Source organism: Kutzneria sp. CA-103260, from assembly GCF_018263855.1.
Classification (GTDB): Bacteria; Actinomycetota; Actinomycetes; order Mycobacteriales; family Pseudonocardiaceae; genus Kutzneria.
Genome location: NZ_CP073318.1, coordinates 3,395,442 through 3,416,508 on the forward strand (window position 1 = coordinate 3,395,442; position 21,067 = coordinate 3,416,508).

Sequence of the window (21,067 nt, forward strand, 5' to 3'; positions counted from 1 at the left end):
CCCATCCCTCAGCCCTGCTCGGGCAGGATCATCGGTTTGATGTCGAACTTCTGGCCGATCACACCGAACTGCTGCATCAGGTCGGGCACCCGCTGCAGACGCGTGGGGTCGGCCGAGATCGGGTACGACGGAAGGTGGATGACGGGGGCGATGTCGGGGGCCACGTTGGCGTTGTCGACCATGGTCTGCTTGACCTCGGCGTCGCCCTGCTGGGTGGCGGCCTCGGTCTGGGCCCGGCGGATGGCCCGCTGGAACGCGGCCACCATCTTCGGGCGCTCCTTGGCCACCTGCTCGGTGGCGAGGTAGCAGCTGAGCGGAATCCCGTCCAGGGCGCCGGTCAGCGGCTGGAACACGGTGGTGACGCCGGCCTGGGTCTGGGCGATGGTCACGTACGGCTCGGCGTAGAAGGCGGCGTCGATCTCACCGCTTTCCAGCTTGGGCAGCATGTCGGCGAAGCCGATCTGCTTCCACTCCACTGTGGACCAGTCCACTTTGGCCGCTCGCAGGCCGGCCATCACGGCCAGGTCGGCCATGGTGCCGCGGGCGGTGACGGCGATGCGCTTGCCCTTGAGGTCTTCGGCCCGGGTCAGCGGCGACCCCTTCTTCACCACCACGGCGGTGGTGTCGGGCTTGGCCGCCGAGGCGTCGGCCACGACGCGGAGATTGGCCTTGCCCTTGGTCTTCAGCTGCGCCTGCACCAGCGCGGGATAGGTGGCGAAGCCGAAGTCGGCGTCCCCGCCGAAGACGCTGTTGATCACGTCCGGGCCGCTGGGCTTGTTGACCAGCGTGACGTCGAGGCCCTCGGCGGCGAAGTAGCCGTTCTTCTTGGCCAGCCACAGTGGACCGACGTCGGTGCAGGGGATCAGCGAGACGTTGATCTTGGACTTCTCCACCGTGGTGTTGCCCGCGGCCTGCACGTTCGCGGTCGAGGAACCGCCGAGCAGGCTGCACCCGGAGTCCACCGCGGCCACCGCGGCCGCCGCCGTCGCCGACAGGAACAGCCGCCGCGACCAGGGCCTGCCCACCGTCGGACCGGCGTGTGGATCACTCATGTCGATCTTTCTCCTCGCCGCTCGGGGATAGAATTCACAATTGACCGTGACGCGGATCGCGTCGCCCAGCGAGACTCTAGCGACATCCGCAATACCGTCATGACGGCGGCACACGGCCCCGAGAACGACAAAACCCGCGCTCACGGACACACCGCGCGGCCGTCAAGCCGCACGGTTTACGCCGAAGCGCCGAGTCGATTCACCGGTAGCCAGAACTCGCTAGCAGACACCATCGCGTCCATGCGGGTGAATTCGCCAAGATGATCACTCCCGGAAACCTGAGCACGAGCGTTCGAAAACCGCCGCCAGGATGCGGAAACGGGCTACTGCTTGCGACAACAACCTTCAGTCGGAGCGACGCCCGCCGAAAGAACTTCACCCCGACGCGCGTGACGACGGCCTCCTCGGCTGTGTTAAGAAGCTCCGGTGCAATTGCACCCGGCGGGCCGAAACCTTTCGGGTGCGCATCGTCAACTGTCGACAAAAGGGCCGCGCCACCAACCACCTTCGAACTCCGATTCGCCTGACGGGTCCTTGTTCGGATGACCAGGGGAGCGTGTGAGGAAGTGTCCGAGCCACAGCGTCGGGACGCTCACGGCGAGTCGGGCGAGCACCACCAGCCGGCCAGGGGGCGGCGACCAGGCGCGTCACCGGGTGGGCGATGGCGGCTGCGCAACTGGCGGCTGCGCACCAAGGTCGGCGCGGTGCTGCTGGTGCCCACGCTCGCGGCCCTGGTGCTCGGTGGTCTGCGGGTGCAGACCGAGATCGACAACGCCAACAACTTCCACCGCACGGTCGCCCAGGTCGACGTGGCGAAACAGATCACCGAGGTGATCCACCAGCTGCAGCAGGAGCGGGTCCTGATGGTCACCGGCGCGGCCGGGGACAGCTCAGCCGCCGGCAGCCCGCTGGCCACCCAGGTGGACCGCAGCAACACCGCGATCTCCGAGCTCCGCGGCGCCGTGGCCAAGCTGAACCTGCCCGACGCCGGCGCCATGGACCGGTACAACCGGGCCGTCGACGGCCTGTCCACGCTGACCACGCTCCGGCTGCTGGCCCAGCGCGGCGTCTACCCCGACTCGGCGCTGTTCACCGAGTACACGTCCGTGATCGACACGCTGGTGCAGGTCGGCCGGGAGGTCACCGCCGCCGCCAGCACCCAGGAGCTGTCCCGGGCCAGCACCGCGGCGCAGACGCTGGACCAGGCCAAGGAGCAGATCGCCCAGCTGGACGCCCTGCTGCAGATCGCCGCCGCGCACAACTCGTTCCAGTCCTCGCTCAACCAGGACCTGGCCCGCTCGGCCAACGCCGCGTTCACGGCGTCGGTCACCGACTTCACGGCCGTGGCGACCAGCCAGGAGCGGCAGAACTTCAGCGACGGCTACAGCGGCGCCGACGTGGACAACGATCACCTGATCGAGCAGTCCGCCCTGCTCACGCCCAGTCCGACGACGCCGCTCAACATCGACGTGCACACCTTCACCGCCGCCAGCGCCCTCGCCAACAACAAGTTCCACCAGGTCGAGCTGGGCCTGATCGGGCAGCTGCGGGCGCAGGCGTCCGCGCTGGCCGCCGACGCGGCGGGCGCCGCCGGCCGGGACATCGCGTTCCTGCTCGGCACGTTGATGATCGCGCTGGGCCTGATGCTGGTGGTCGCGTGGTCGCTGCTCACGCCGCTGCGCCGGCTGCGGCTGGAGGCGCTGGACATGGCCAACGTCCGGCTGCCGCAGACCCTCAAGCGGATCCTGGCCGACCCGGATCCGGTGGAGGCGGCCAAGCACGCGGTCGACCCGGTGTCGGTGTTCAGCCGGGAGGAGATCGGACAGCTGGCCCGGTCCTTCGACCTGGTGCACGACCAGGCCGTACGCATGGCCGTCGACCAGGCCGTGCTGCGCGACAACGTGAACGCGATCTTCGTCAACCTGTCCCGGCGCAGCCAGGCGCTGGTGGAGCGGCAGCTCTCGGAGCTGGACCGGCTGGAGCAGAACGAGCAGGACCCGGACCAGCTGGCCCGCTTCTTCGTGCTGGACCACCTGGCCACCCGGATGCGCCGCAACAGCGAGAACCTGATCATCCTGTCCGGCACCGGCCTGACCAAGCACGTGGTCCGGCCGCTGCCGCTGGCCGAGCTGGTCGGCGCGGCCATCTCCGAGGTGGAGCACTACGCCCGGGTCAAGGCCGCGGGCCTGCCGAACGTGTTGGTGCACGGCCGGGCGGTGAAGGACCTGATCCACCTGATCGCCGAGCTGCTGGACAACGCGACGACGTACTCCGAGTCCTCGACCACGGTCACCATCGCCGCCCGCACACTGCGCGCCGGCCAGCTGGCCATGCAGATCTCCGACTCCGGCATGGGCATGACCACCGACGAGCTGGACGCCGCCAACCACAAGCTGGCCGACCCGCCGGACTTCGACGTCACGGTGGCCCGCCGGATGGGCCTGTACGTGGTCGGCCGGCTGGCCCAGCGGCACAACATCCGGGTCCGGCTGCGCAACGGCGACTTCATCGAGGGCGGCACCAAGGCCGTGATCACGGTCCCGGCCGACCTGCTGGCCCCGCCGCGCGAGGACGACCAGCAGCCCGAGCCGGCCAAGCCGGTGCTGCGCCGCTCGATCCGGCTCGAGGACACCCAGCCTCACGTCGAGATCCCCGAGCAGAACGGCAGCCTGTTCCGACGGCCGGCCGAGGAGAGCGCGCCGCCCGCGCCGGCTCCCGTTCCCGCTGCGTCCGTTGCTCCCGCTGAGGAGCCGGTGAAGGCCGAGGAGCCGGTGCCGGAGCCGACCACGCGTCTGCCGATCTACGAGGAAGTGCTGTCACGGTGGTTCCAGCCCGTCGACGAGTGGCCCGTCGACGAGCCCGACGCGCCACCCCTGCCGGCGCTGCCGGTGGCCGAGGCGGAGCCCGAGCCGGTGGTCATCCCCGAGCAGAAGCCGATGCCCGAGCCGGTCAACCGGCACGTGTCGTGGAACTCGCCGGCCGACGAGGGCTGGCTGACCGTGCGGACCAAGCTGTCCGGCCCGGCCGGCGACCAGATCACCACCTCCGGCCTGCCCAAACGCGTGCCGAACAAGCACCTGGTGCCGGGCTCGGCCGCGCCTCGCAGCGCGCCGCCGGAGGTGCAGGAAACCCGGCCGCCGCAGTTCCCGGAGCGGACCCCGGAGACGACCCGCAACCGGCTGTCCGGCTTCCAGCGCGGCCTGGGCCGGGCCCGCCGGCACGCGCTGGACGGCCCGCCGGACGAGAAGGCCCCGACCCGCGGCTGAGAGTGGAGTGAGGCATGACCAACCAGGAACCCGGCGACTTCGGCTGGTTCATCACCGATTTCGTGCGACGGGTGCCCGAGGTGGCGCACGCCGTGGTGGTGTCCGCGGACGGGTTGCTGCTGGCCGGCTCGTACGCGCTGCCGGCCGACCGCGCCGAGCAGGTGTCCACGGTGGCCAGCGGCCTGGTCAGCCTGGCCAAGGGCGCCGCTCGGTGCTTCGACTACGGCGATGTCGTGCAGACGATCGTCGAGATGAGGATGGGGTACCTGTTCCTGATGTCGATCAGCGACGGGTCCTGCCTGGCGGTGCTGGCCGCGCCGAACTGCCAGATGGACGTCATCGCGTACGAGATGTCCATGCTGGTGGAGCGCATGGCGACCAGGTTGACGCCCGAACTGCGGGCCCAGCTCGCGGCGGCCGCCGTGCAGGGCTGAGGTCACGAGGGGCTCACCTGCGGCTGCGTCGTCGGGGTCGGCGTCGGTGTCGTCGGCGTCTTGGCGATGCGTTGCTTGAGCAGCACGCCGATCAGCGGGCCCAGGGTCAGCGCGATGGCGACCGTGCCCGGGCCGGCGGTGCCGGTGGCGATGGCCTGGACCGGGTTGGCCAGGACCAGGCCGAGGATGAGGACACCCAGCTCCAGGCCGGTGCGCACGGTCCGGACGCTCAGGCCCCAGCGGGCGCAGGCCCCGGTCATCAGGCCGTCGCGGGCTCCCGGGCCGAGGCCGCCCCTGATCACCAGCGCCGTGCCGACCGAGAAGACCGCGATCCCGCCGGCTAGCAGCGCCGCCCTGAGGGCCAGGTCGGCCGGCACCGGCACGACCGAGAGCACCAGGTCGCAGCAGGCGCCGGGAAGGATGGTCATCGCCAGCGTGCCCAGGCCGGGGCGCTGCCGTAGCGGCCACCAGAAGATCAGGACCAGCAGCGACACCCCGATGATGACCGTGCCCGGTGAGACGTTCAGCAGCTTGGCCAGCGCCAGGTGGAGCACGTCCCAGGGCTGCGCGCCGAGCCGGGCCCGGATCATCAGCGCCAGGCCCGCTCCCGTCGTGGACGCGCCCAGGCACACCACGGCCAGCCGCCCGCCGAACTTGACCAGATCCACCCGCGGTTTCCGCTCGGGAATCGCCTCCGGCTCTCGCCTTGGCGCGGCCAGGCACTGCGCCCGGTGAATCGGCCGGGGCCGGTGGCCAATTCCGCGATCCCTCGGCGGTTGTAGGCCAAGACAGGTTCGAGTGGGTACTTGCGCCCCCTCCGGTGGCACCCGAATGGACGGCTCGTCACCGCCGATTTGCTCGTTGTCCACGTCTGGTATTCGACGAATTTCCTCCATCGCGGACCACCCTCCTCACACCCCCGGGAACTGCGCTCAGTTTCCGCGAAGGAGACCGTACCGGAAATAGCCAAAAAAGGTGAACACGGATTGAAATCCCGGCCGATCGTGCACGTGCACGTGCAGTTCGACGTTTTCGCAGGACATCGGCGGTGTGCCCACCGCTCCCCCGCCGCCGTGGACGAGGGTGTCCGACCGTCGGACGCCCAACGAAACTCCAATTTGCAGTTCCCCGATGAAAACGCCCCATGCAATTTCATGGCGCACTTCCCCTGTCTTCCCGGTCGCGCCAAACCGCACCTCTCCCCCGCATGCACCCCAGCCGCCGACCCCGAACACGAGCACCGCCTGGCCAGCCCACCCACCGCCCAGTCCGAACTGGCCACTCCCGTCATCCGAGGCCAGAACCCCTGCGCCGCAACACATCGACGCCACATCCGGACCCCAGGTCGCCCCTTTGGCGGTACTCACCGTCCAAACGCTCCAGTGCCCACCACAGCCCGTCACGCCCCAGCGGCCTGCGTCAGGAGTGGGAGTTGAGGCGCAAGGTGAGCCCGAGGCACAGGGGCGGCGTGCGACCCGGGTGAGAGATGAGAACCATGGGACAGGAGATGAGGGTGAGCAGCAGAACGCGGGGCAGTTTGCCGCACGGACGCAAGACAAGGGGCATGGGACGAACCGGGGGCGGAGGGGAACAGCTGCGAGGTCACAGCCGACCGAGGCACGAGGCGGAGCGAGAACACCGGGAACGGCCGCTGGAGAAGCACGGCCAGGGACACGAACCAGGAGCGCGCACGAAGCCGGACATGAAGGCAACCGGACTCAACAGCACAAGGTGAGGGACACGAGGCCGGGGAGACCCGCAGGAAGACCACGGGAGGCGACACGAACAGAACACGAGCGATGCACATGATGAAAAAAGAGGGAAAGCGAAAGCACGCCCCAGGTGACCACGACGTAACCGCCGGCGGACCACCCAACGTACCCACCTGACGTACGCACCTACGGACCGCAACCACGGTGCCGGGTGGCAAGGCCGCGACGGCACACAACATCCCTCGGCGCAGGAGTCGGCCGTCGTGGCCGCGGCAGCGGATCGCCAGCACGCGGATCTGCGAGAGTGCGGACCGTTGGGCGAAAGAGTGCCGACAGAGCCCCAGAACGGAGCTCTTTCAACAGATCCGGCCGGATGGCGCGAGTCCGGCCCACAGGGGCTGGTGAGGGTGACCATGGGGCCAGCACAGCGATTCGCCCAGCCGATCCGGGTGACAGTGCAGGGTTGGGTTCAGAACGGTGGCTCCTCCACCGGTTCCGGCTTTGTGGTGTACGTCTGACCCCACCGAGTCTCGATCGTCGTAGTCCCGTCGTCGGCGATGACGACCTTCGCCTTGGTGGCGTGCTTGTACCGATGATGCCTGCGATCCAACGGCCCCAGGTTGGTCCCGGTGGATTTGCCTTCCGGCCACGCCACCGCGTGATCGACATCGCAGGACCTCGACGGATGCGAACAACACGGCATGACGCACGTCCTGTGCCGGGTGCGGATGAAGCGGTCCACCTCCGCCTTCGGACGGTAGATCCCCGGGCTGTACTCCAACAACTGCCCGGCCGGATCGGTGAGCAGACGGTGGAACACCGTGCCCGGGTGGGACATGAGATCACGGACCACCGGCGCAGGGAGCAGTTGGCCGGTGTCGAGCTGCCCAGGCCGCTCATCCACCCCCAACAACGCCGTGATCGGCACCGCGACCTGAATCAACGCCTTGGACCCCGCACTCCGCGGCTCCTCCAACACCAACGACGCCAACACATCGGCCCGCACCGCGTCCAGGGAACGCCCGTTCTTGGGTTCCTTACGCGCCAACCGATCGATCCTGGCGTACATCATCTTGGCGATCTCCACCGGCTGCTCACACTTGAGAGCGGCCATGCCGTCCTCCAGGTCGTCCAGGACAACAGTACGATCACGACGACGTTTCTCCCGACGCCGGCCATGCTCGGCTGGATCCGCCCGCTGCAACCGACCCTGCACAGAACGGCGGATCTGTTGGCAGCAGCGACCTTCAGCGGTCTCCAACGTCTTGACGATGACCTTCTACGCCAACTCCTCGCTGTAGCCATCGGTGGGGTCGACCAACCCGTGAGCGGACCACTCGCTGATCACCCCAGCTTCCATGGCCTCCACCACGTTCGGAAAGACCTTGACCACATGGCTGGCCCACTCAGCAAGGTAGGCGGCATTGGTATGAGACAGCTGCAAAGCCAGGGCGATGTCGACGGCGGCATGCTTGTCGATGTTGAGGTCGGCGATCAAGCGGATCAGCTCGGCCTGACAACGGCGGATCGTCCCCTCGCATTCGATCAAGCGAGCGAGTTTTTCTTCCACACCAGTGAGTCTACGCTCCCATCCTCTCCCAACCCGTCACACGGACGGGTGGAAACCATTGCAGTACAAGGGGTTCAAGCGATACACCACACCTCCGGTAGACTGAACGACGTGGACTTCGATCTGCGGCTGGTGCGGTACTTCACGGTGGTGGCCGAGCACGGCCACTTCGGACGGGCGGCGGAGGAGCTGCACGTGGCCCAGCCGTCGCTGAGCCGGCAGATCCAGCGCCTGGAGCACGACCTCGGGACACGGCTGTTGGACCGCACGCCACAGGGGACCAGGCTGACGCCTGCGGGAGAGGTCTTCCTCAAGCAGGCCAAGGAGTTGCTGGCCGCAGCCGCGCAGGCGGCGACGATGACCCGGGCGGCGGCGCAGACCAACAGGATCGTCCTGGGTTACACGGCGAACATCATCATCACGAGGGCGGCGCGCGAGCTGCGCAACCAGCGGCCGGAGGCGGACGTGCAGACGATGCACGTGCCCTGGCCTGACGTGCGCAAGGCGCTGCTGGATCACCGGGTGGACGCGGTGGTGGCCCGGATGCCGTTCCCGAGCGAGGGCCTGAGCGTGACGGTGCTCTACGACGAACCACGGGGCGTCATGCTGCCGACCGAGCACCGGCTGGCCGACCGGGAGTCGCTGACGCTGGCCGACATCGCGGACGAGCCGGTGACCCGGGGCGACGATCCGGAGTGGAACGCGTTCTGGCGGATCGACCCGAGGCCGGACGGTCGCAAGGCGCCCGACGGACCATTGGTGGACGTGTTGGAGGACAAGATCGAGTATGTCGCGGCCGGCGAGGCGATCGCGATCGTGCCGATGATCGTGGTCAGCGGGCCGGTCCGGCCGGACCTGGTGCTCATCCCGCTCGACGACGTGGAGCCCAGCCACGTGGCCCTGGCCACCAGGGCAGATGATCACAGCCGGCTGGTCGCCGACTGGCGGGAGATCGCGCGGGCCGAGCTGAAACCGAGTTGACCCGCCGATACAGTCTGTCAGTGTGAACGAACGCGCCTTCGCCCCACTGCCGGCCGACGTCGATCTGCCCGCGGTCGAGCGGCAGATACTGGCCCGGTGGCAGGCCGCGGACGTGTTCCGGCGCTCCCTGGCGCAGACGGCGGACGGCCCCCGCTGGGGATTCTTCGAAGGCCCGCCGACGGCCAACGGCAAGCCGGGCACCCATCACGTCGAGGCCCGCGTGTTCAAGGACCTGTTCCCCCGGTTCAAGACCATGAAGGGCCACCACGTCGAGCGGCGGGCCGGCTGGGACTGCCACGGCCTGCCGGTGGAGCTGGCGGTGGAGAAGGAGCTCGGCTTCACCAAGAAGCAGGATATCGAGGCCTACGGCATCGCCGAGTTCAACGCCCGCTGCCGGGAGTCCGCGCTGCGCAACGTGGCCGACTTCGCGGCGATGACCGAGCGCATGGGCTACTGGGTCGACCTGGACAACGCCTATCTGACCATGGCGCCCTCCTATGTGGAGAGTGTGTGGTGGTCGCTGAAGCAGGTCTTCGACAAGGGCCTGCTGGTCGAGGACCACCGCGTCACACCGTATTGTCCACGGGACGAGACGCCGCTGTCGGACCACGAGGTGGCGCAGGGCTATCAGGACGACGTCGATCCCTCTGTGACGGTCCGATTCCCGTTGACCAGCGGCCCATGGGAGGGCGCGAACCTGTTGGTGTGGACGACAACGCCATGGACGCTGCCGTCGAACACCGCCGTCGCGGTGCATCCCGAGGCCACCTACGTGCTGGCCGAACTCCAGAGCGAGAAGATCGTCACGGCGGAACCGCTCCTCCCCGAGAACGCCGCGGTCCTAGCACGTCTGACCGGCAACGAGCTCGCGGGCTCCACCTACCGGCGGCCGCTGGACCTGTTGCCGCTCAGCAGCTTCGGCGACGACGCATTCCAGGTTTTCACGGCCGATTACGTCACCATGGACAGCGGCACCGGGATCGTGCACCAGGCGCCCGCGTTCGGCGCCGAGGACCTGGCGGTGGCCCGCCAGCACGGCCTGCCGGTGGTCAACCCGATCGGCGTGGACGGTCACTTCCTGGCCGACGTGCCGCTCATCGGCGGCCTGTTCTTCCGTGACGCCAACGAATCCGTCATCGCCGAGCTGGCGGGCGAAGGCCTGCTGGTCAAGCACGAGCCGTATCCGCACAGCTACCCGCACTGCTGGCGCTGCGGCACCGCCCTGATCTACTACGCGCTGCCGTCGTGGTTCATCCGCACCACGGCGATCAAGGACCGGCTGGTCGCGGAGAACGAGGCCACGGACTGGCATCCGGAACACATCAAGCACGGCCGGTACGGGGCCTGGCTGAACAACAACGTGGACTGGGCGTTGTCCCGCAACCGGTTCTGGGGCACTCCCCTGCCGATCTGGCGCTGCGCCGACGACCACCTGACCTGTGTCGGGTCGCTCCGAGAACTGTCCACTTTGGCCAATGAGGACCTGACGGATCTCGACCCGCACCGGCCGTTCGTGGACGAGATCACCTTCCCCTGCCCCGAATGCGCGGCCGAGGCCCGCCGGGTGCCGCAGGTGATCGACGTCTGGTACGACTCCGGCTCGATGCCGTTCGCCCAGTGGGGCGCGCCGCATCGCAACCTCGCGGAATTCGAAGCCTCCTATCCCGCGCAGTACATCTGCGAGGCGATCGACCAGACCCGCGGCTGGTTCTACTCGATGATGACCGTCGGCACGCTGGTGTTCGACAAGTCCTCGTACGAGACGGTGTTGTGCCTGGGGCTGATCCTCGACGCCGAGGGCCGCAAGATGAGCAAGCACCTCGGCAACATCCTGGACCCGTTCGAGCTGTTCGACCGCTACGGGGCCGACGCCGTGCGCTGGCTGATGCTGGCCGGGGGCTCGCCGTGGGTGGACCGCCGAGTCGGCGACGAGGCGCTCAGCGAGATCGTCCGTAAGGTGCTGCTGACCTACTGGAACGCGGCCTCCTTCCTGTTGCGCTACGCCGATCTGGCCGACTGGCGGCCGGGCCGGCCGGTGGCCGAGCGCCACGTGATGGACCGCTGGCTGCTGGCCGAGCTGCACGGCGTGGTCGCCGATGTGGACGCGGCGCTGGAGGACTTCGACTCAGCGGGCGCCGGCCGGCGGCTGGCCGGGTTCATCGACGACCTGTCCAACTGGTACATCCGCCGGTCGCGGCGGCGGTTCTGGCAAGCCCAGCCGTCTGCGATGGCCACCTTGCACCAGGCCCTGGACGTGCTGACCCGGCTGCTGGCCCCGTTCGTCCCGTTCGTCACCGACTTCCTTTGGCAGCACCTGCACACCGACGCCGATTCGGTGCACCTGGCCGCCTGGCCCGCGGCCGAGGACCTGCCGTGCGATCCCGATCTGGTGGCGCAGATGCGGCAGGTGCGGGACCTGGTGGAGCTGGGCCGGTCCACCAGGGCCGCGAACAAGATCCGCACCCGGCAGCCGCTGGCCCGGGCCATGGTGCACGCCCCCGGCTTCACGGAGCTCGGCCCGGACCTTCGGGAGCAGATCGCCGAGGAGCTCAACGTGCGCGTGGTCGAGCCGATGACCACGGACCTGGTCGAGGTTACGGTGAAGCCGAACTTCCGGGTGCTGGGCAAGCGGTTCGGGCCGCGCATGCAGCAGTTGGCCCGGGCCATCGCCGCCGCCGGCGCACCGGTCGACGGCGCGCTGACCGTCGACCTCGACGGCGAGACGATCACTTTGAGCGGCGACGATCTCGTGCTCACCGAGCAGCCGCGCAAGGGCTGGGCAGTGACCACCGTGAACGGCACGTCGGTCGCCCTGGACCTCGAACTCGACCAGGAGCTCACGCAGTCCGGCCTGGCCCGCGACGCCGTGCGGCTGGTCCAGGACACCCGCAAGGGACTCGGTCTGGAGATCGCCGACCGGATCCGGCTGTGGTGGACCAGCGACCGCCCGGACGTCACGGCGGCGCTACAGAAATACCGCGACCTGCTGGCCGACGAAGTGTTGGCGGTGGAGGTGACGGAAGGCGAGGGCGACACCGACCCGACCACCTTTGCCGAGCTGGGGCTGACGGTCTGGCTGGCCAAGGTGTAGCCCGACGCCAGGAAGATCCACTACGGTCGCCGGGTGTTTGAGATGAGGCAGTTCACCCGGCTCGGCGACGACCCGCTCACCTCGCGCGACGGTCGGCACGTGCTGCGCTACGAGGGCGGCGTCGCCACCCTGACCGACACCGCCACCAGGCAGATCCGTTGGCACGCCGACGGATTCGGCACCCTGCTGCTGGGCCGGGACGGCGTGCTGCTCACCGAGGACGAAGATCACCATCCATTATGGACCTCGCCCCTGCGACACCCGGACGCGCATCGCGTCGTGATCACCGACGAGGGCGACCTGGAGCTGCTCGACGGTGACGGCGTGCGGCTGGTGAACTCCCGGACCGGCGCCGTCGAGGTGACGGTGCTGCGCGACGCCGCCCCGGCCGCCGCGATCACCGACTCCGCCCATCTGGCGGGCCGCAACCAGCGGATCGTCACCCGCAACCGGGACGGGTCGTTGCAGGTCAGCGAGCAGACCTGGAGCCACACCCTGGATCCGTGGCTGTCCCGCTGGCTGGCGCAGGACGGCACCGTGCTGACCTGGCGGCAGGTTCCGGAGAAGCGGGGCAAGACCTCCCGGCTGGTGCTGGTCGACGCCGACGGCGAGCTGCTGTGGCGGGACACCAACCGCGACGCCCCGTGCGACCTGCCGCCGGCCATTCCACACGCCTACGGCGGCCCGGAGCTGCCGGCCGGTGGACGGCTCCGGCACCAGTCGCTGACGTCCCCGAACGGCTCGCACACGCTGGTGCACCAGGAGGACGGCAACCTGGTGCTGTACTGCAACAGCCGGCACCAGGCGGTCTGGGCGTCGAACACCTGGTGGGGCGGTAACGGCTGGGCCGACCTCACCGACGGCGACCTGGTGGTCCGGACCATGTACGGCGCCCCGTTGTGGCGGGCCGGCACCACCACCGCCACGAAGCTGGTCGTCAACGACGACGGCACGATGGCCCTTGCCGGCACCGACTGGGTCTTCGACGGCCACCGGCACTGCACCGAGCCCGGCATGAACACGGCCCGTGGCAACACGATGGCCAGGGGCCAGACCCTGCAACGGCAGTCGCTGACCGCCGACGACGGCGTCACCGTGTTCGCGCACCGGGACGACCGCCGGCTGGTGCAGCTGTCGGCCGACGGCACGTGGATGTGGGACGAGTACGTCTGGGACGCCGAGCGCAGCTATCTCAAGCTGGGCGAGGACGGCATGCTGCGCCTGCACCACACCGACGGCTCCCCCATCAGCGACATCGCCGGCCCGGCCGATGTCCTGACCGTCACCCCCGAGGGCGTCGAGCTGCACCGGGACGGAAACGCCTTCTGGCGCAACGGCAAGGCGATCGAGCCCGAGGGCTGGGACGACTGGATGTCGGCGCTGATGGACGACACCGCCTACTGCGCCACCGTGATCCACGACGTCGAGCCGGCCGAGGCGCTGCGCCGGTTGCTCGGCGAGGACGTCGAGATCCACGAGGGCTCCTGGAACGACCTGCGGACGCTGGCCGACGAGCAGGACCTGGACTGGGAGGACACCGCGGTCGCGGCGTTCCCGATCGGCCGACACACCCTGCTGGTCGAAGACAACGGGTGGGCGGCGCGGGAGCGGCCCGACCTGTCGGCCGGCACGTTCGCGGTGACCTGCTACATGAGTGTGAACGCCGACACCAGCTTCCTGGTCTTCCGCGACGGGGCCGTCGTCGCCGACCACACCTGGGACAACGGCAGCGCCGAGCCGACCACGCCCGAGGTGCTGGCGGCGCTGGACGCGATGGGCGCCGACGACGTGATCGAGGCGGCCTACGAACACGACCTGGAGCTGCTGTGCCGGACCGCGGGCGTGCGGGTGACCGTGGCCGACGTCACCGGGACCTGCCGGTACGCGGTGGGGGCCGCGGAATGAAAACCGTGGTCGGATCGTTGCACAGACAGCGAAGGAGGTGGCGATGGCCACGGTGGAACTGACCCGCGAGAACTTCGACGAGGTCGTCGGCAAGGGCACGGTCCTGGTGGACTTCTGGGCCGAGTGGTGCGGCCCGTGCCGCATGTTCGGTCCGGTCTTCGAGCAGTCCTCCGACCAGCACGGGGACATCGTGCACGGCAAGGTGGACACGGAGGCTCAGCAGGAGCTGGCGGCGGCGTTCAACATCCGCTCCATCCCCACGCTGATGGCCGTGCGCGACGGTGTGGTGGTGTTCTCCCAGCCGGGCGCGCTGCCGGCGGCGGCGCTGGAGGAGTTGATCGGCAAGGTGCAGGAGCTGGACATGGACCAGGTCCGCGAGCAGATCAAGGCCGAGCAGCAGCAGTAAGCAGGTGACGGCGCGACGCCCGGCCATACGGTGGCCGGGCGTAGCCGTGTCTCATGCCCGCGGGGCCGGGATCGGCTCCGAGTCTGCGTCGCCGACCTCGCACACGACGAGGTGCGGGGTGGCGTAGAAGTGCAGCGTCAGGTCGCCATAGGTCATCCACAGCAGGTCGTCCCTGCCCTCGATCCGCATGGCCGGCTCGGTCATACGACGATCATGGCTTGCCGCGCGGGGCGCCGGCGCTGGTCATGCCGGCTTCGGGTGCCCTATGCGGAACTCGCATACGGCGCCAGCGCCGGCCAGGGGGCGAGCCCGCGCAGCTCGCGGACGATGTGCTGGGAGCCGGTGACCCGGGCCAGCGAGACGGCGTCGAGACCAACCGCCTCAGCCGCGTCGAGATCGCCGACGGTGGCGTGGGCGCGGGCCAACTTGGCGGTGTGCACGCCCTGATACCACGGACAGATGTGCCCCCACCTGGTGCGCATCCCATCGTAGAGGGCGATGGCCTCTGTCGCACGACCTAGGTCGAGCAGGCAGGAGGCCCGCTCCGCCTCCAGGTGCTCGACATCCGTCCAATACCCCACGCGGTATTCCTCGGTCGTCACGTGCTGCACACGTGCCAGCAGCGACAGCGCGGCGTCGAGCCGGCCGAGGCAGTCGGCTTCCTCTCGGGCCTGGGCCAGACCGCGGGCTTCCTGTTGCAGGGCAAGGACTCGCAGCGCCGGGCTGATCTCCGGCTCGCGCTGGGCGGCGCGGGCCAGGCCGATCATCCGGTCGTGGTCGCCGGTCGCGAGCTGGCTCATCCGCACGTAGGCGTACGCCACCATGTCGCGGTCCTCGGCGGCCTGCGCCTGCTGCATGGCCCGGGCCGTCCAGTGCTCGGCGCCGTCCCAGTCGGCGGTCTCCTCGTGCAGCCAGCCCAGGAACTCCGCGTACTGGGCCGACACCGACAGCAGGGCCCGCCGCAACTCGCCCTGGGCCGACCGCCGCAGCAGGTCGGTGAGCTCGTACAGGTCGCGGGCCGCCGGCTTGAGCGCCATCGACACCCGGAAGTTGTCGGCGTCGTTGATGATGCGGCGGGCCACCAGCAGCTCGGCGACGATCTCCGGCGAGGCCGCCTTGGCGACGGCCAGTCCCCCGCCCATCAGCGCCACCAGCGCGTCCGCGCCGCCGCGTTCCCGCAGCTCCGCCGTCGCGACCCCCTGTTCGGCCAGGCCGAGCAGATGGGGCGGGATGTTCAGCGTGCGCTGCACGATCCGCAGCACCCGCATGTCGTAGGCCAGGTTGCTGCCCGACTCCAGCCGGGAGATCGCCGACTGGGAGAAGCCGGCCAGCGCGCCGAGTTCGTCCTGCCGCAGGCCGTGGGCCCGGCGGGCGAAGGCGATCACCGCCGACGGCGAGTTGGCCGCGACGGCGTCACGAACCTCGGGCGCGTTCCACACCGACTCGGGCAGCGGATCCACCCGCGTGATGATCGCAGCCCCGGGCCGATGCCGCGAGTCGGTGTGGCCGAAAGTGACACTGCCCAGGTCAGTGGCAGGTGCCGAGCATCTGGGTCAAGGCGTCGTGCTCGGACTGGGAAATGGTCAGTTTGTACTTGGCCTTCACCTTGATCCAGTGGGTGGCGTAGTCGCACTTCTCGGACTCCGCCGGCATGTAGCCGGGCGGCGGCTGGTCGCCCTTGCTGCGGTTGCTGTGCGCGGTGACGGCGACGAGCTCGTCGAGGTCGTTGGCGAAGGCGACCCGCTGGTCCTGGGTCCACTTGGCCGCCCCGGTGCGCCACGCCTCGGCCTCGGGCACGAGATGGTCGATGTCCAGGTCGTGCGGGGAGGTGACGTTCTGGCCGTCGTAGAGCGAGAGCCACTTGCCGGAGTTCACGGTGCAGCCCTTGGCGTTCACGTCCCGGCCCTGAGCCTTGAGCACGTCGACGCGGGTGTCGCAGCCGTCCGGCTGGGTGATCCAGCCGCCGCCGAAACGGTCCCGCGAGTAGCCCGTCATCGGCCCGGCGGCGGCGATCTTGAGCGACGCCAGCTGGGCGCTGCTGTCGCTGGGCAGGGGCGGGTGACTGTCCCCGCCGGCGCTGGCGGGCATGGTGCACGCGGTGAGGGTGGTCAGAGCGAACAGGGTGATACCGGCGGCCACGCCGGTTCGGGTGCCGGCCATGATCCATGAATTACTGGATCTTCGAATCGGCCACCAGAGGCCATTCAGAGTAGTTGCCCTACAACGAAAGCACTAGATCGACCAGCTGGCCCGGCTGCTCGACCTGCGGGCTGTGCCCGGCCCGTTCGACGATCTCCACGCGGGCCCCGACCGCCCGGTAGCGCTCGGCCGTGCGGACACAGTCGTAGAACCGGTCGTGCCGGCCGAGGATGACCAGGGTCGGCACGCCGAGATCCCGCACCCGCTCGTCCAACGGCTTGCGCGCCAAGGCCTCGCGCCGGTCGACGAGCACCGCTCGGGCCACGGCCGGGCTGGTCGTGGCGTGGCCTTGTAGCAGCGCCGGGTCGAACTCGAAACCGGGGGCGAAGGCGTAGGACATCGCCCGCCGCACCGCGCTGGGCGGCGCGAGCCGGTGCAACAGCGGGCCGAGCACCGGCAAAGCCAGCAAGCCGCTGCCGGCCGGGAAAGTCGCGTAGCTGTAGTCGGGGGCCTGGCTGATGATCACGATCTTGTCGGCCCGGCCGCCGAGGGCCAGGGCCACGTCGGCGCCGTAGGAATGCCCGACGGCGGTGACCCGGTCGATGCCGAGTTGGTCAAGCACGCCAACAACAGCGGCCGCTTGCGACTCGGCGTCCAGCCCGTCGTGCCCGCCGGTGCGCCCGTGCCCGCGCAGGTCCACCCGCAGCACCCGGCCGTGCTCGACCAGCCTCGGCGCCACCGCGTCGAACGAGCGCACCGAACCACTGAATCCGTGCAGCAGCAAGAAAACCGGCCGCCCACGGCCCTCGTCACGGAAGTACACGACGACTAGGAGATCACGAGGCTGGCAATCTTGTCGCCACGAACCTTGACGGCCATGGCGCCGGTGCCGTTGAAGCGGTGGCTGCGCACCTTGATGGTGACGGTGTAGCTGTCGGGCTCGCCGGCCGGCTCCACCGAGGCCAGGTCGAAGTGGGCCTGCACGCCGATGTTGTCAGTCTTGTTCCAGCTGGCCACGCCGTCGTGGCCGTGGAACTGGCGGCCCCAGTCGTCGAGGAACGCGTCCTCGGTGAAGGCGGCGACGAAGGCCTCGGTGTCGGCGTTGTTGGTGGCGTCGACGAAGGCCTGGATGGCGGCGGGGGTGGCGGCAGGCGTTGTCACGGCGGTCTCCTTGCGCAGGCCGGGCAGGATGTTCGCGACGAGCGCCCGGGCGAACTCGTCGGTCAGCGGCTCGTCGGGGATGAGCAGCCGGTGGTAGACGGCGCCCCACAGCTGGTCGACGACCACCTGCGGGTCGAAGTCGGTTCGGAGTTCACCACGTTCCATGCCGCGCCGCAGCGTGCGCTCGGCGAGTTCCCGCCGCGGGCGCGAGTAGCGTTCCCGAAAGGACAGCCCGAGCTGGGCGTCAGTCTGGGCGGCGCCGACCAGGTCGCCGATCACCCGGCCGGCGGGCGTGTCCCGGACCAGGTGCACGAACGACAGCAGCTGGGCGGCGATGTCGGCCGCGGTGTTGCCGGTGTCGGGGAACTCCAGGCTGTGCGAGACCACGCTGGCGTAGCCGTCCAGAGCGAGCGAGCCCTTGGACGGCCACCACCTGTAGATGGTCACCCGGCTGGATCCGGCCCGGGCCGCCACCTTCTCGATCGTGAAACCGCCCATGCCCTCGGCCAGCAGCAGCTCGCCGGCGGCCGCCAGCACCTTGCCGCGGACCAGGGCGGCGGGACGTCGACCGCGCATCTCGCACCTCCCAACTATATGGACACAGTGTATCCAAAACGGGAGAAAGCGCCACCGTGACCGGTGACACGAGGCGATCAGAGCCGGTCACTCACCGGCGATCTCACTGGCCGGCAGCGCCGAGAGCTCGGTCAGCACACGAAGGAACGCCTCTCGATCGGCGGCCGAGAGGCGCGTGAGCAGACGCTCCTCGTTGCGCTGGATATCGACCTGGACCGCGCGACACCTCCGCCGACCCTCCTCGGTGACGGCGACGAGCCGCGCCCGCCGATCCTCCGGATCCCGGGTGCGTTGCAGCAGCCCGCCGGCTTCCAGCTCGTCCAGCACGCCGATGATGCGGCTCTTGTCCGCGCCGATGACCTCCGCCAGCGCGGCCTGGGTGCGCACCGGCTGACCGTCCAGGGCGTTGAGCACGACATAGCCCCACATGCTCAGCCCGTGCGCGCGCAGCACCGGCTGCTCGGCGGCGATCAGCGCCCGCTGCAGCGGCGCGATCATCGCGGCGAGATCCCGTCGCGGAGCATCCATGATCGGCATGATAACGACCTTGACCTATTGATATGCGCCTGCTTATCGTAAGCATGTGCATATCAATGAACTGCTGAGCCTCCACCGCGCCGCGGTCCACGCCAGCGTCACCGTCGTCGCCCAGGTCCAGGCCGGCGACCTGGACCGACCCACCCCCTGTGCCGAATGGACACTCGCCGACCTGCTGGCCCACATGACCGCCCAGCACCACGGCTTCGCCGCCGCAGCCCGTGGCCACGGCGGTGATCACGCGGCGTGGCAAGTCCACCCCCTCGACCCGAACCCGGTGGCCGACTACACCAAGGCCGCCGAGGACGTCCTGGCCGCCTTCGCGGAGCCGGGCGTGTCGGAGCGGGAGTTCGAACTGCCGGAGTTCCAGCCGGTTTCCCATTTCCCCGCGACCCAGTCGATCTGCTTCCACCTGATCGACTACGTGGTGCACGGCTGGGACGTGGCCCGCTCGCTCGGACTCGACTACCGGCCGACCCCAGAGCTGGCCGAGACGGCGTTGCACATCGCACTCATGGTGCCCAACGGCGACAACCGACTGGAGGCCAACGCGGCGTTCGGCCCCGCACTGGACGCCGGCGACGAAACGGACCCACTGCGGCGGATTCTCACCGCCCTGGGCCGCTCGCCCGACTGGCCACAGCCCTGACCCACACCTCGTGACGACGGCCACGGGACCTCATATGGACACGACGTACACATCCATGGTTATATGTACACAGCGTCCACTACCGAGGGAGCAAGGACATGAGCGAGAACCGCGTTGCCATCGTCACCGGCGGGTCGGGCGGCATCGGCCGGGCCGTCGCGGAGCGGCTGGGCCGGGACGGCATGCAGGTCGTGGTCAGCTACGCCGGCAACCCGCAGCGGGCGGCCGAGGTGGTCGAGGCGATCACCTCGGCCGGCGGCACGGCGACGGCGTTCCAGGCCGACGTGGCCGACGAGAACCAGGTCACGGCGCTGTTCGACGAGGCCGAGAAGCTGTACGGCGGCGTCGACGTGGTGGTGCACACCGCCGGCATCATGCTGCTGTCCCCGCTGGCCGACCTGGACCTGGCCGACTTCGACCGGATGCACCGCACCAACGTGCGCGGCACCTTCGTGGTCGACCAGCAGGCCGTCCGCCGGCTGCGCCGGGGCGGGGCGCTGATCAACTTCTCCACCTCGGTCACGCACATCGCGCTGCCGACCTACACCGCCTACACGGCCAGCAAGGGCGCGGTCGACGGCATGACCCTGACCCTGGCCAAGGAAATGCGCGGCCGCGACGTCACCGTGAACGCGGTGGCCCCCGGCCCGACCGCCACCCCGCTGTTCCTCAACGGCAAGGACGAGCAGACCATCGACCGGATGGCCAAGAACGCCCCGCTGGAGCGGCTGGGCCTGCCGGAGGACATCGCCGAGGCGGTGGCGTGGCTGGCCGGCCCGGCCCGCTGGGTGAACGGCCAGGTCATCTACGTCAACGGCGGCGTGACCGACTGAAGCGGCCGCGGGGCGGTCCACATCGGACCGCCCCTCACCGCTTGATGCCGATCAACACGTTGTGCACCAATGCCTTCGCGAACTCTTCGGTGATCGGCTCGTCCGGAATCAGCAGCCGGTGATAGCACGCCCCCCAGAGCTGGTCGACGACCACCTGGGGGTCGACGTCTTCCCACAGCTGCCCCTGCTCGATGGCCTTGTTCATCCGCTCCACAGCCAACGCCCGACGCGGCGCCGAATAGCGTTCCCGAAAAGCCGAGGCCAGCTCGGGATCGGTCTGCGAGGCGCCGATCAGCTCGGCGATCACCTTGCCGGCGCCGGTTTCCGTGAGCAGACGCGTGAAGGCCAGCACCTGCGCGGTCAGGTCGGCCTCGATGTTGCCGGTGTCCGGGAACTCCAGCACGGTGCGCACCTTCGTGGCGTAGCCGTCCAGCGCGAGCGCGCCGCGCGAGGGCCACCACTTGTAGATGGTCATCCGGCTGGCCCCGGCCCGGGCCGCCACCTTCTCGATGGTGAAGCCGGCCATGCCCTCGGTCAGCAGCAGCTCGCCCGCCGCGGCCAGCACCTGCTCGCGCACCTCGGCGGCCGGGCGGCGGCCGCGGCCCCGGCGGATCGGCTGGGACGGGTCTGTCTCGATCTGCGCCATGCCCCCACTATATGGACACCGCGTCTTTCACGGGCGAGACCTTGACTCGCGAATAATTTCACGAGTTAGATCACGACTCGAACAAAGTCCCGGTCGGGCGGCGGCCGGG

The 21,067-nt window shown here is 69.5% G+C and carries 19 protein-coding genes; 8 read left to right on the forward strand and 11 right to left on the reverse strand.

The genetic code is table 11. The features are described from left to right. Positions 1-8: 8 nt before the first annotated feature. Entirely contained in the window at positions 9-1,052 is a 1,044-nt protein-coding gene (locus JJ691_RS14640) for an ABC transporter substrate-binding protein (protein WP_211769321.1), read from the reverse strand. Between the two features lie 566 nt (positions 1,053-1,618). Between JJ691_RS14640 and JJ691_RS14645 the strand changes: the two genes are divergently transcribed. Both JJ691_RS14645 and JJ691_RS14650 read left to right on the forward strand, forming a co-directional pair. Next, on the forward strand, positions 1,619-4,318 hold the full coding sequence (locus JJ691_RS14645; RefSeq protein WP_211769322.1) for a nitrate- and nitrite sensing domain-containing protein: 2,700 nt from the start codon (positions 1,619-1,621) through the stop codon (positions 4,316-4,318). A gap of 14 nt (positions 4,319-4,332) precedes the next feature. Next, entirely contained in the window at positions 4,333-4,752 is a 420-nt protein-coding gene (locus JJ691_RS14650) for a roadblock/LC7 domain-containing protein (protein WP_211769323.1), read from the forward strand. A gap of 2 nt (positions 4,753-4,754) precedes the next feature. Here the strand turns inward: JJ691_RS14650 and JJ691_RS14655 are convergent, their stop codons facing one another. From JJ691_RS14655 to JJ691_RS14665, 3 genes are all read right to left on the reverse strand, one after another. Further along, positions 4,755-5,420 carry a YczE/YyaS/YitT family protein gene (locus JJ691_RS14655; protein ID WP_211769324.1) on the reverse strand — a complete coding sequence of 222 codons (666 nt, stop codon included), beginning with the start codon at positions 5,418-5,420 and terminating at the stop codon, positions 4,755-4,757. 1,513 nt (positions 5,421-6,933) lie between these two features. Beyond that, complete coding sequence (locus JJ691_RS14660) at positions 6,934-7,725, reverse strand: HNH endonuclease signature motif containing protein (protein ID WP_211769325.1); 792 nt, start codon at positions 7,723-7,725, stop codon at positions 6,934-6,936. Positions 7,726-7,743: 18 nt separating this feature from the next. Continuing rightward, entirely contained in the window at positions 7,744-8,034 is a 291-nt protein-coding gene (locus tag JJ691_RS14665) for a hypothetical protein (protein ID WP_211772289.1), read from the reverse strand. Positions 8,035-8,145: 111 nt separating this feature from the next. Here JJ691_RS14665 and JJ691_RS14670 point away from each other — a divergent pair, with 111 nt between their 5' ends. From JJ691_RS14670 to trxA, 4 genes are all read left to right on the forward strand, one after another. Then, positions 8,146-9,015 (forward strand): LysR family transcriptional regulator, encoded by an 870-nt coding sequence (locus JJ691_RS14670; protein ID WP_249227923.1) that lies wholly within the window; start codon positions 8,146-8,148, stop codon positions 9,013-9,015. A 22-nt stretch (positions 9,016-9,037) separates the two neighbouring features. Continuing rightward, on the forward strand, positions 9,038-12,106 hold the full coding sequence (gene ileS, locus JJ691_RS14675; protein ID WP_211769327.1) for an isoleucine--tRNA ligase: 3,069 nt from the start codon (positions 9,038-9,040) through the stop codon (positions 12,104-12,106). A 279-nt stretch (positions 12,107-12,385) separates the two neighbouring features. Beyond that, positions 12,386-14,011, forward strand: coding sequence for a DUF6461 domain-containing protein (locus JJ691_RS14680; protein ID WP_211769328.1), 1,626 nt, complete (start codon positions 12,386-12,388; stop codon positions 14,009-14,011). A gap of 43 nt (positions 14,012-14,054) precedes the next feature. Continuing rightward, complete coding sequence (trxA, locus tag JJ691_RS14685) at positions 14,055-14,417, forward strand: thioredoxin (RefSeq protein ID WP_211769329.1); 363 nt, start codon at positions 14,055-14,057, stop codon at positions 14,415-14,417. 51 nt (positions 14,418-14,468) lie between these two features. Here the strand turns inward: trxA and JJ691_RS14690 are convergent, their stop codons facing one another. From JJ691_RS14690 to JJ691_RS14720, 6 genes are all read right to left on the reverse strand, one after another. Next, positions 14,469-14,621, reverse strand: a complete 153-nt coding sequence (locus tag JJ691_RS14690) for a hypothetical protein (protein ID WP_211769330.1) — start codon at positions 14,619-14,621, stop codon at positions 14,469-14,471. Between the two features lie 59 nt (positions 14,622-14,680). Then, the gene (locus JJ691_RS14695) at positions 14,681-15,877 is read right to left on the reverse strand and encodes a helix-turn-helix domain-containing protein (protein ID WP_211769331.1); all 1,197 of its coding nucleotides are present in this window, start codon (positions 15,875-15,877) and stop codon (positions 14,681-14,683) included. A gap of 67 nt (positions 15,878-15,944) precedes the next feature. After that, positions 15,945-16,577 (reverse strand): HNH endonuclease family protein, encoded by a 633-nt coding sequence (locus JJ691_RS14700; RefSeq protein ID WP_211769332.1) that lies wholly within the window; start codon positions 16,575-16,577, stop codon positions 15,945-15,947. A 58-nt stretch (positions 16,578-16,635) separates the two neighbouring features. Further along, the gene (locus JJ691_RS14705; protein ID WP_211769333.1) at positions 16,636-17,379 is read right to left on the reverse strand and encodes an alpha/beta fold hydrolase; all 744 of its coding nucleotides are present in this window, start codon (positions 17,377-17,379) and stop codon (positions 16,636-16,638) included. Between the two features lie 5 nt (positions 17,380-17,384). Further along, on the reverse strand, positions 17,385-18,293 hold the full coding sequence (locus tag JJ691_RS52280; RefSeq protein WP_249227924.1) for a TetR-like C-terminal domain-containing protein: 909 nt from the start codon (positions 18,291-18,293) through the stop codon (positions 17,385-17,387). A gap of 87 nt (positions 18,294-18,380) precedes the next feature. After that, positions 18,381-18,821, reverse strand: coding sequence for a MarR family winged helix-turn-helix transcriptional regulator (locus JJ691_RS14720; RefSeq protein WP_249227925.1), 441 nt, complete (start codon positions 18,819-18,821; stop codon positions 18,381-18,383). Between the two features lie 55 nt (positions 18,822-18,876). Between JJ691_RS14720 and JJ691_RS14725 the strand changes: the two genes are divergently transcribed. Continuing rightward, positions 18,877-19,479: a TIGR03086 family metal-binding protein gene (locus tag JJ691_RS14725; protein ID WP_211769334.1), complete on the forward strand. Its 603-nt coding sequence runs from the start codon at positions 18,877-18,879 to the stop codon at positions 19,477-19,479. Positions 19,480-19,577: 98 nt separating this feature from the next. Further along, on the forward strand, positions 19,578-20,312 hold the full coding sequence (locus JJ691_RS14730) for an SDR family oxidoreductase (protein WP_211769335.1): 735 nt from the start codon (positions 19,578-19,580) through the stop codon (positions 20,310-20,312). A gap of 34 nt (positions 20,313-20,346) precedes the next feature. On the opposite strand, the gene JJ691_RS14735 is transcribed toward JJ691_RS14730, so the two are convergent. Further along, positions 20,347-20,958, reverse strand: a complete 612-nt coding sequence (locus tag JJ691_RS14735) for a TetR/AcrR family transcriptional regulator (protein ID WP_211769336.1) — start codon at positions 20,956-20,958, stop codon at positions 20,347-20,349. Positions 20,959-21,067: the final 109 nt, after the last annotated feature.

What these genes read in the sequence shown, in the direction of transcription:
- JJ691_RS14640 (WP_211769321.1), bottom strand. Translation starts at nt 1,052, where the DNA reads ATGAGTGATCCACACGCCGGTCCGACGGTGGGCAGGCCCTGGTCGCGG.
- JJ691_RS14650 (WP_211769323.1), top strand. Translation starts at nt 4,333, where the DNA reads ATGACCAACCAGGAACCCGGCGACTTCGGCTGGTTCATCACCGATTTC.
- trxA (WP_211769329.1), top strand. Translation starts at nt 14,055, where the DNA reads ATGGCCACGGTGGAACTGACCCGCGAGAACTTCGACGAGGTCGTCGGC.
- JJ691_RS14690 (WP_211769330.1), bottom strand. Translation starts at nt 14,621, where the DNA reads ATGACCGAGCCGGCCATGCGGATCGAGGGCAGGGACGACCTGCTGTGG.
- JJ691_RS14700 (WP_211769332.1), bottom strand. Translation starts at nt 16,577, where the DNA reads ATGGCCGGCACCCGAACCGGCGTGGCCGCCGGTATCACCCTGTTCGCT.
- JJ691_RS52280 (WP_249227924.1), bottom strand. Translation starts at nt 18,293, where the DNA reads ATGCGCGGTCGACGTCCCGCCGCCCTGGTCCGCGGCAAGGTGCTGGCG.
- JJ691_RS14720 (WP_249227925.1), bottom strand. Translation starts at nt 18,821, where the DNA reads ATGGATGCTCCGCGACGGGATCTCGCCGCGATGATCGCGCCGCTGCAG.
- JJ691_RS14730 (WP_211769335.1), top strand. Translation starts at nt 19,578, where the DNA reads ATGAGCGAGAACCGCGTTGCCATCGTCACCGGCGGGTCGGGCGGCATC.
- JJ691_RS14735 (WP_211769336.1), bottom strand. Translation starts at nt 20,958, where the DNA reads ATGGCGCAGATCGAGACAGACCCGTCCCAGCCGATCCGCCGGGGCCGC.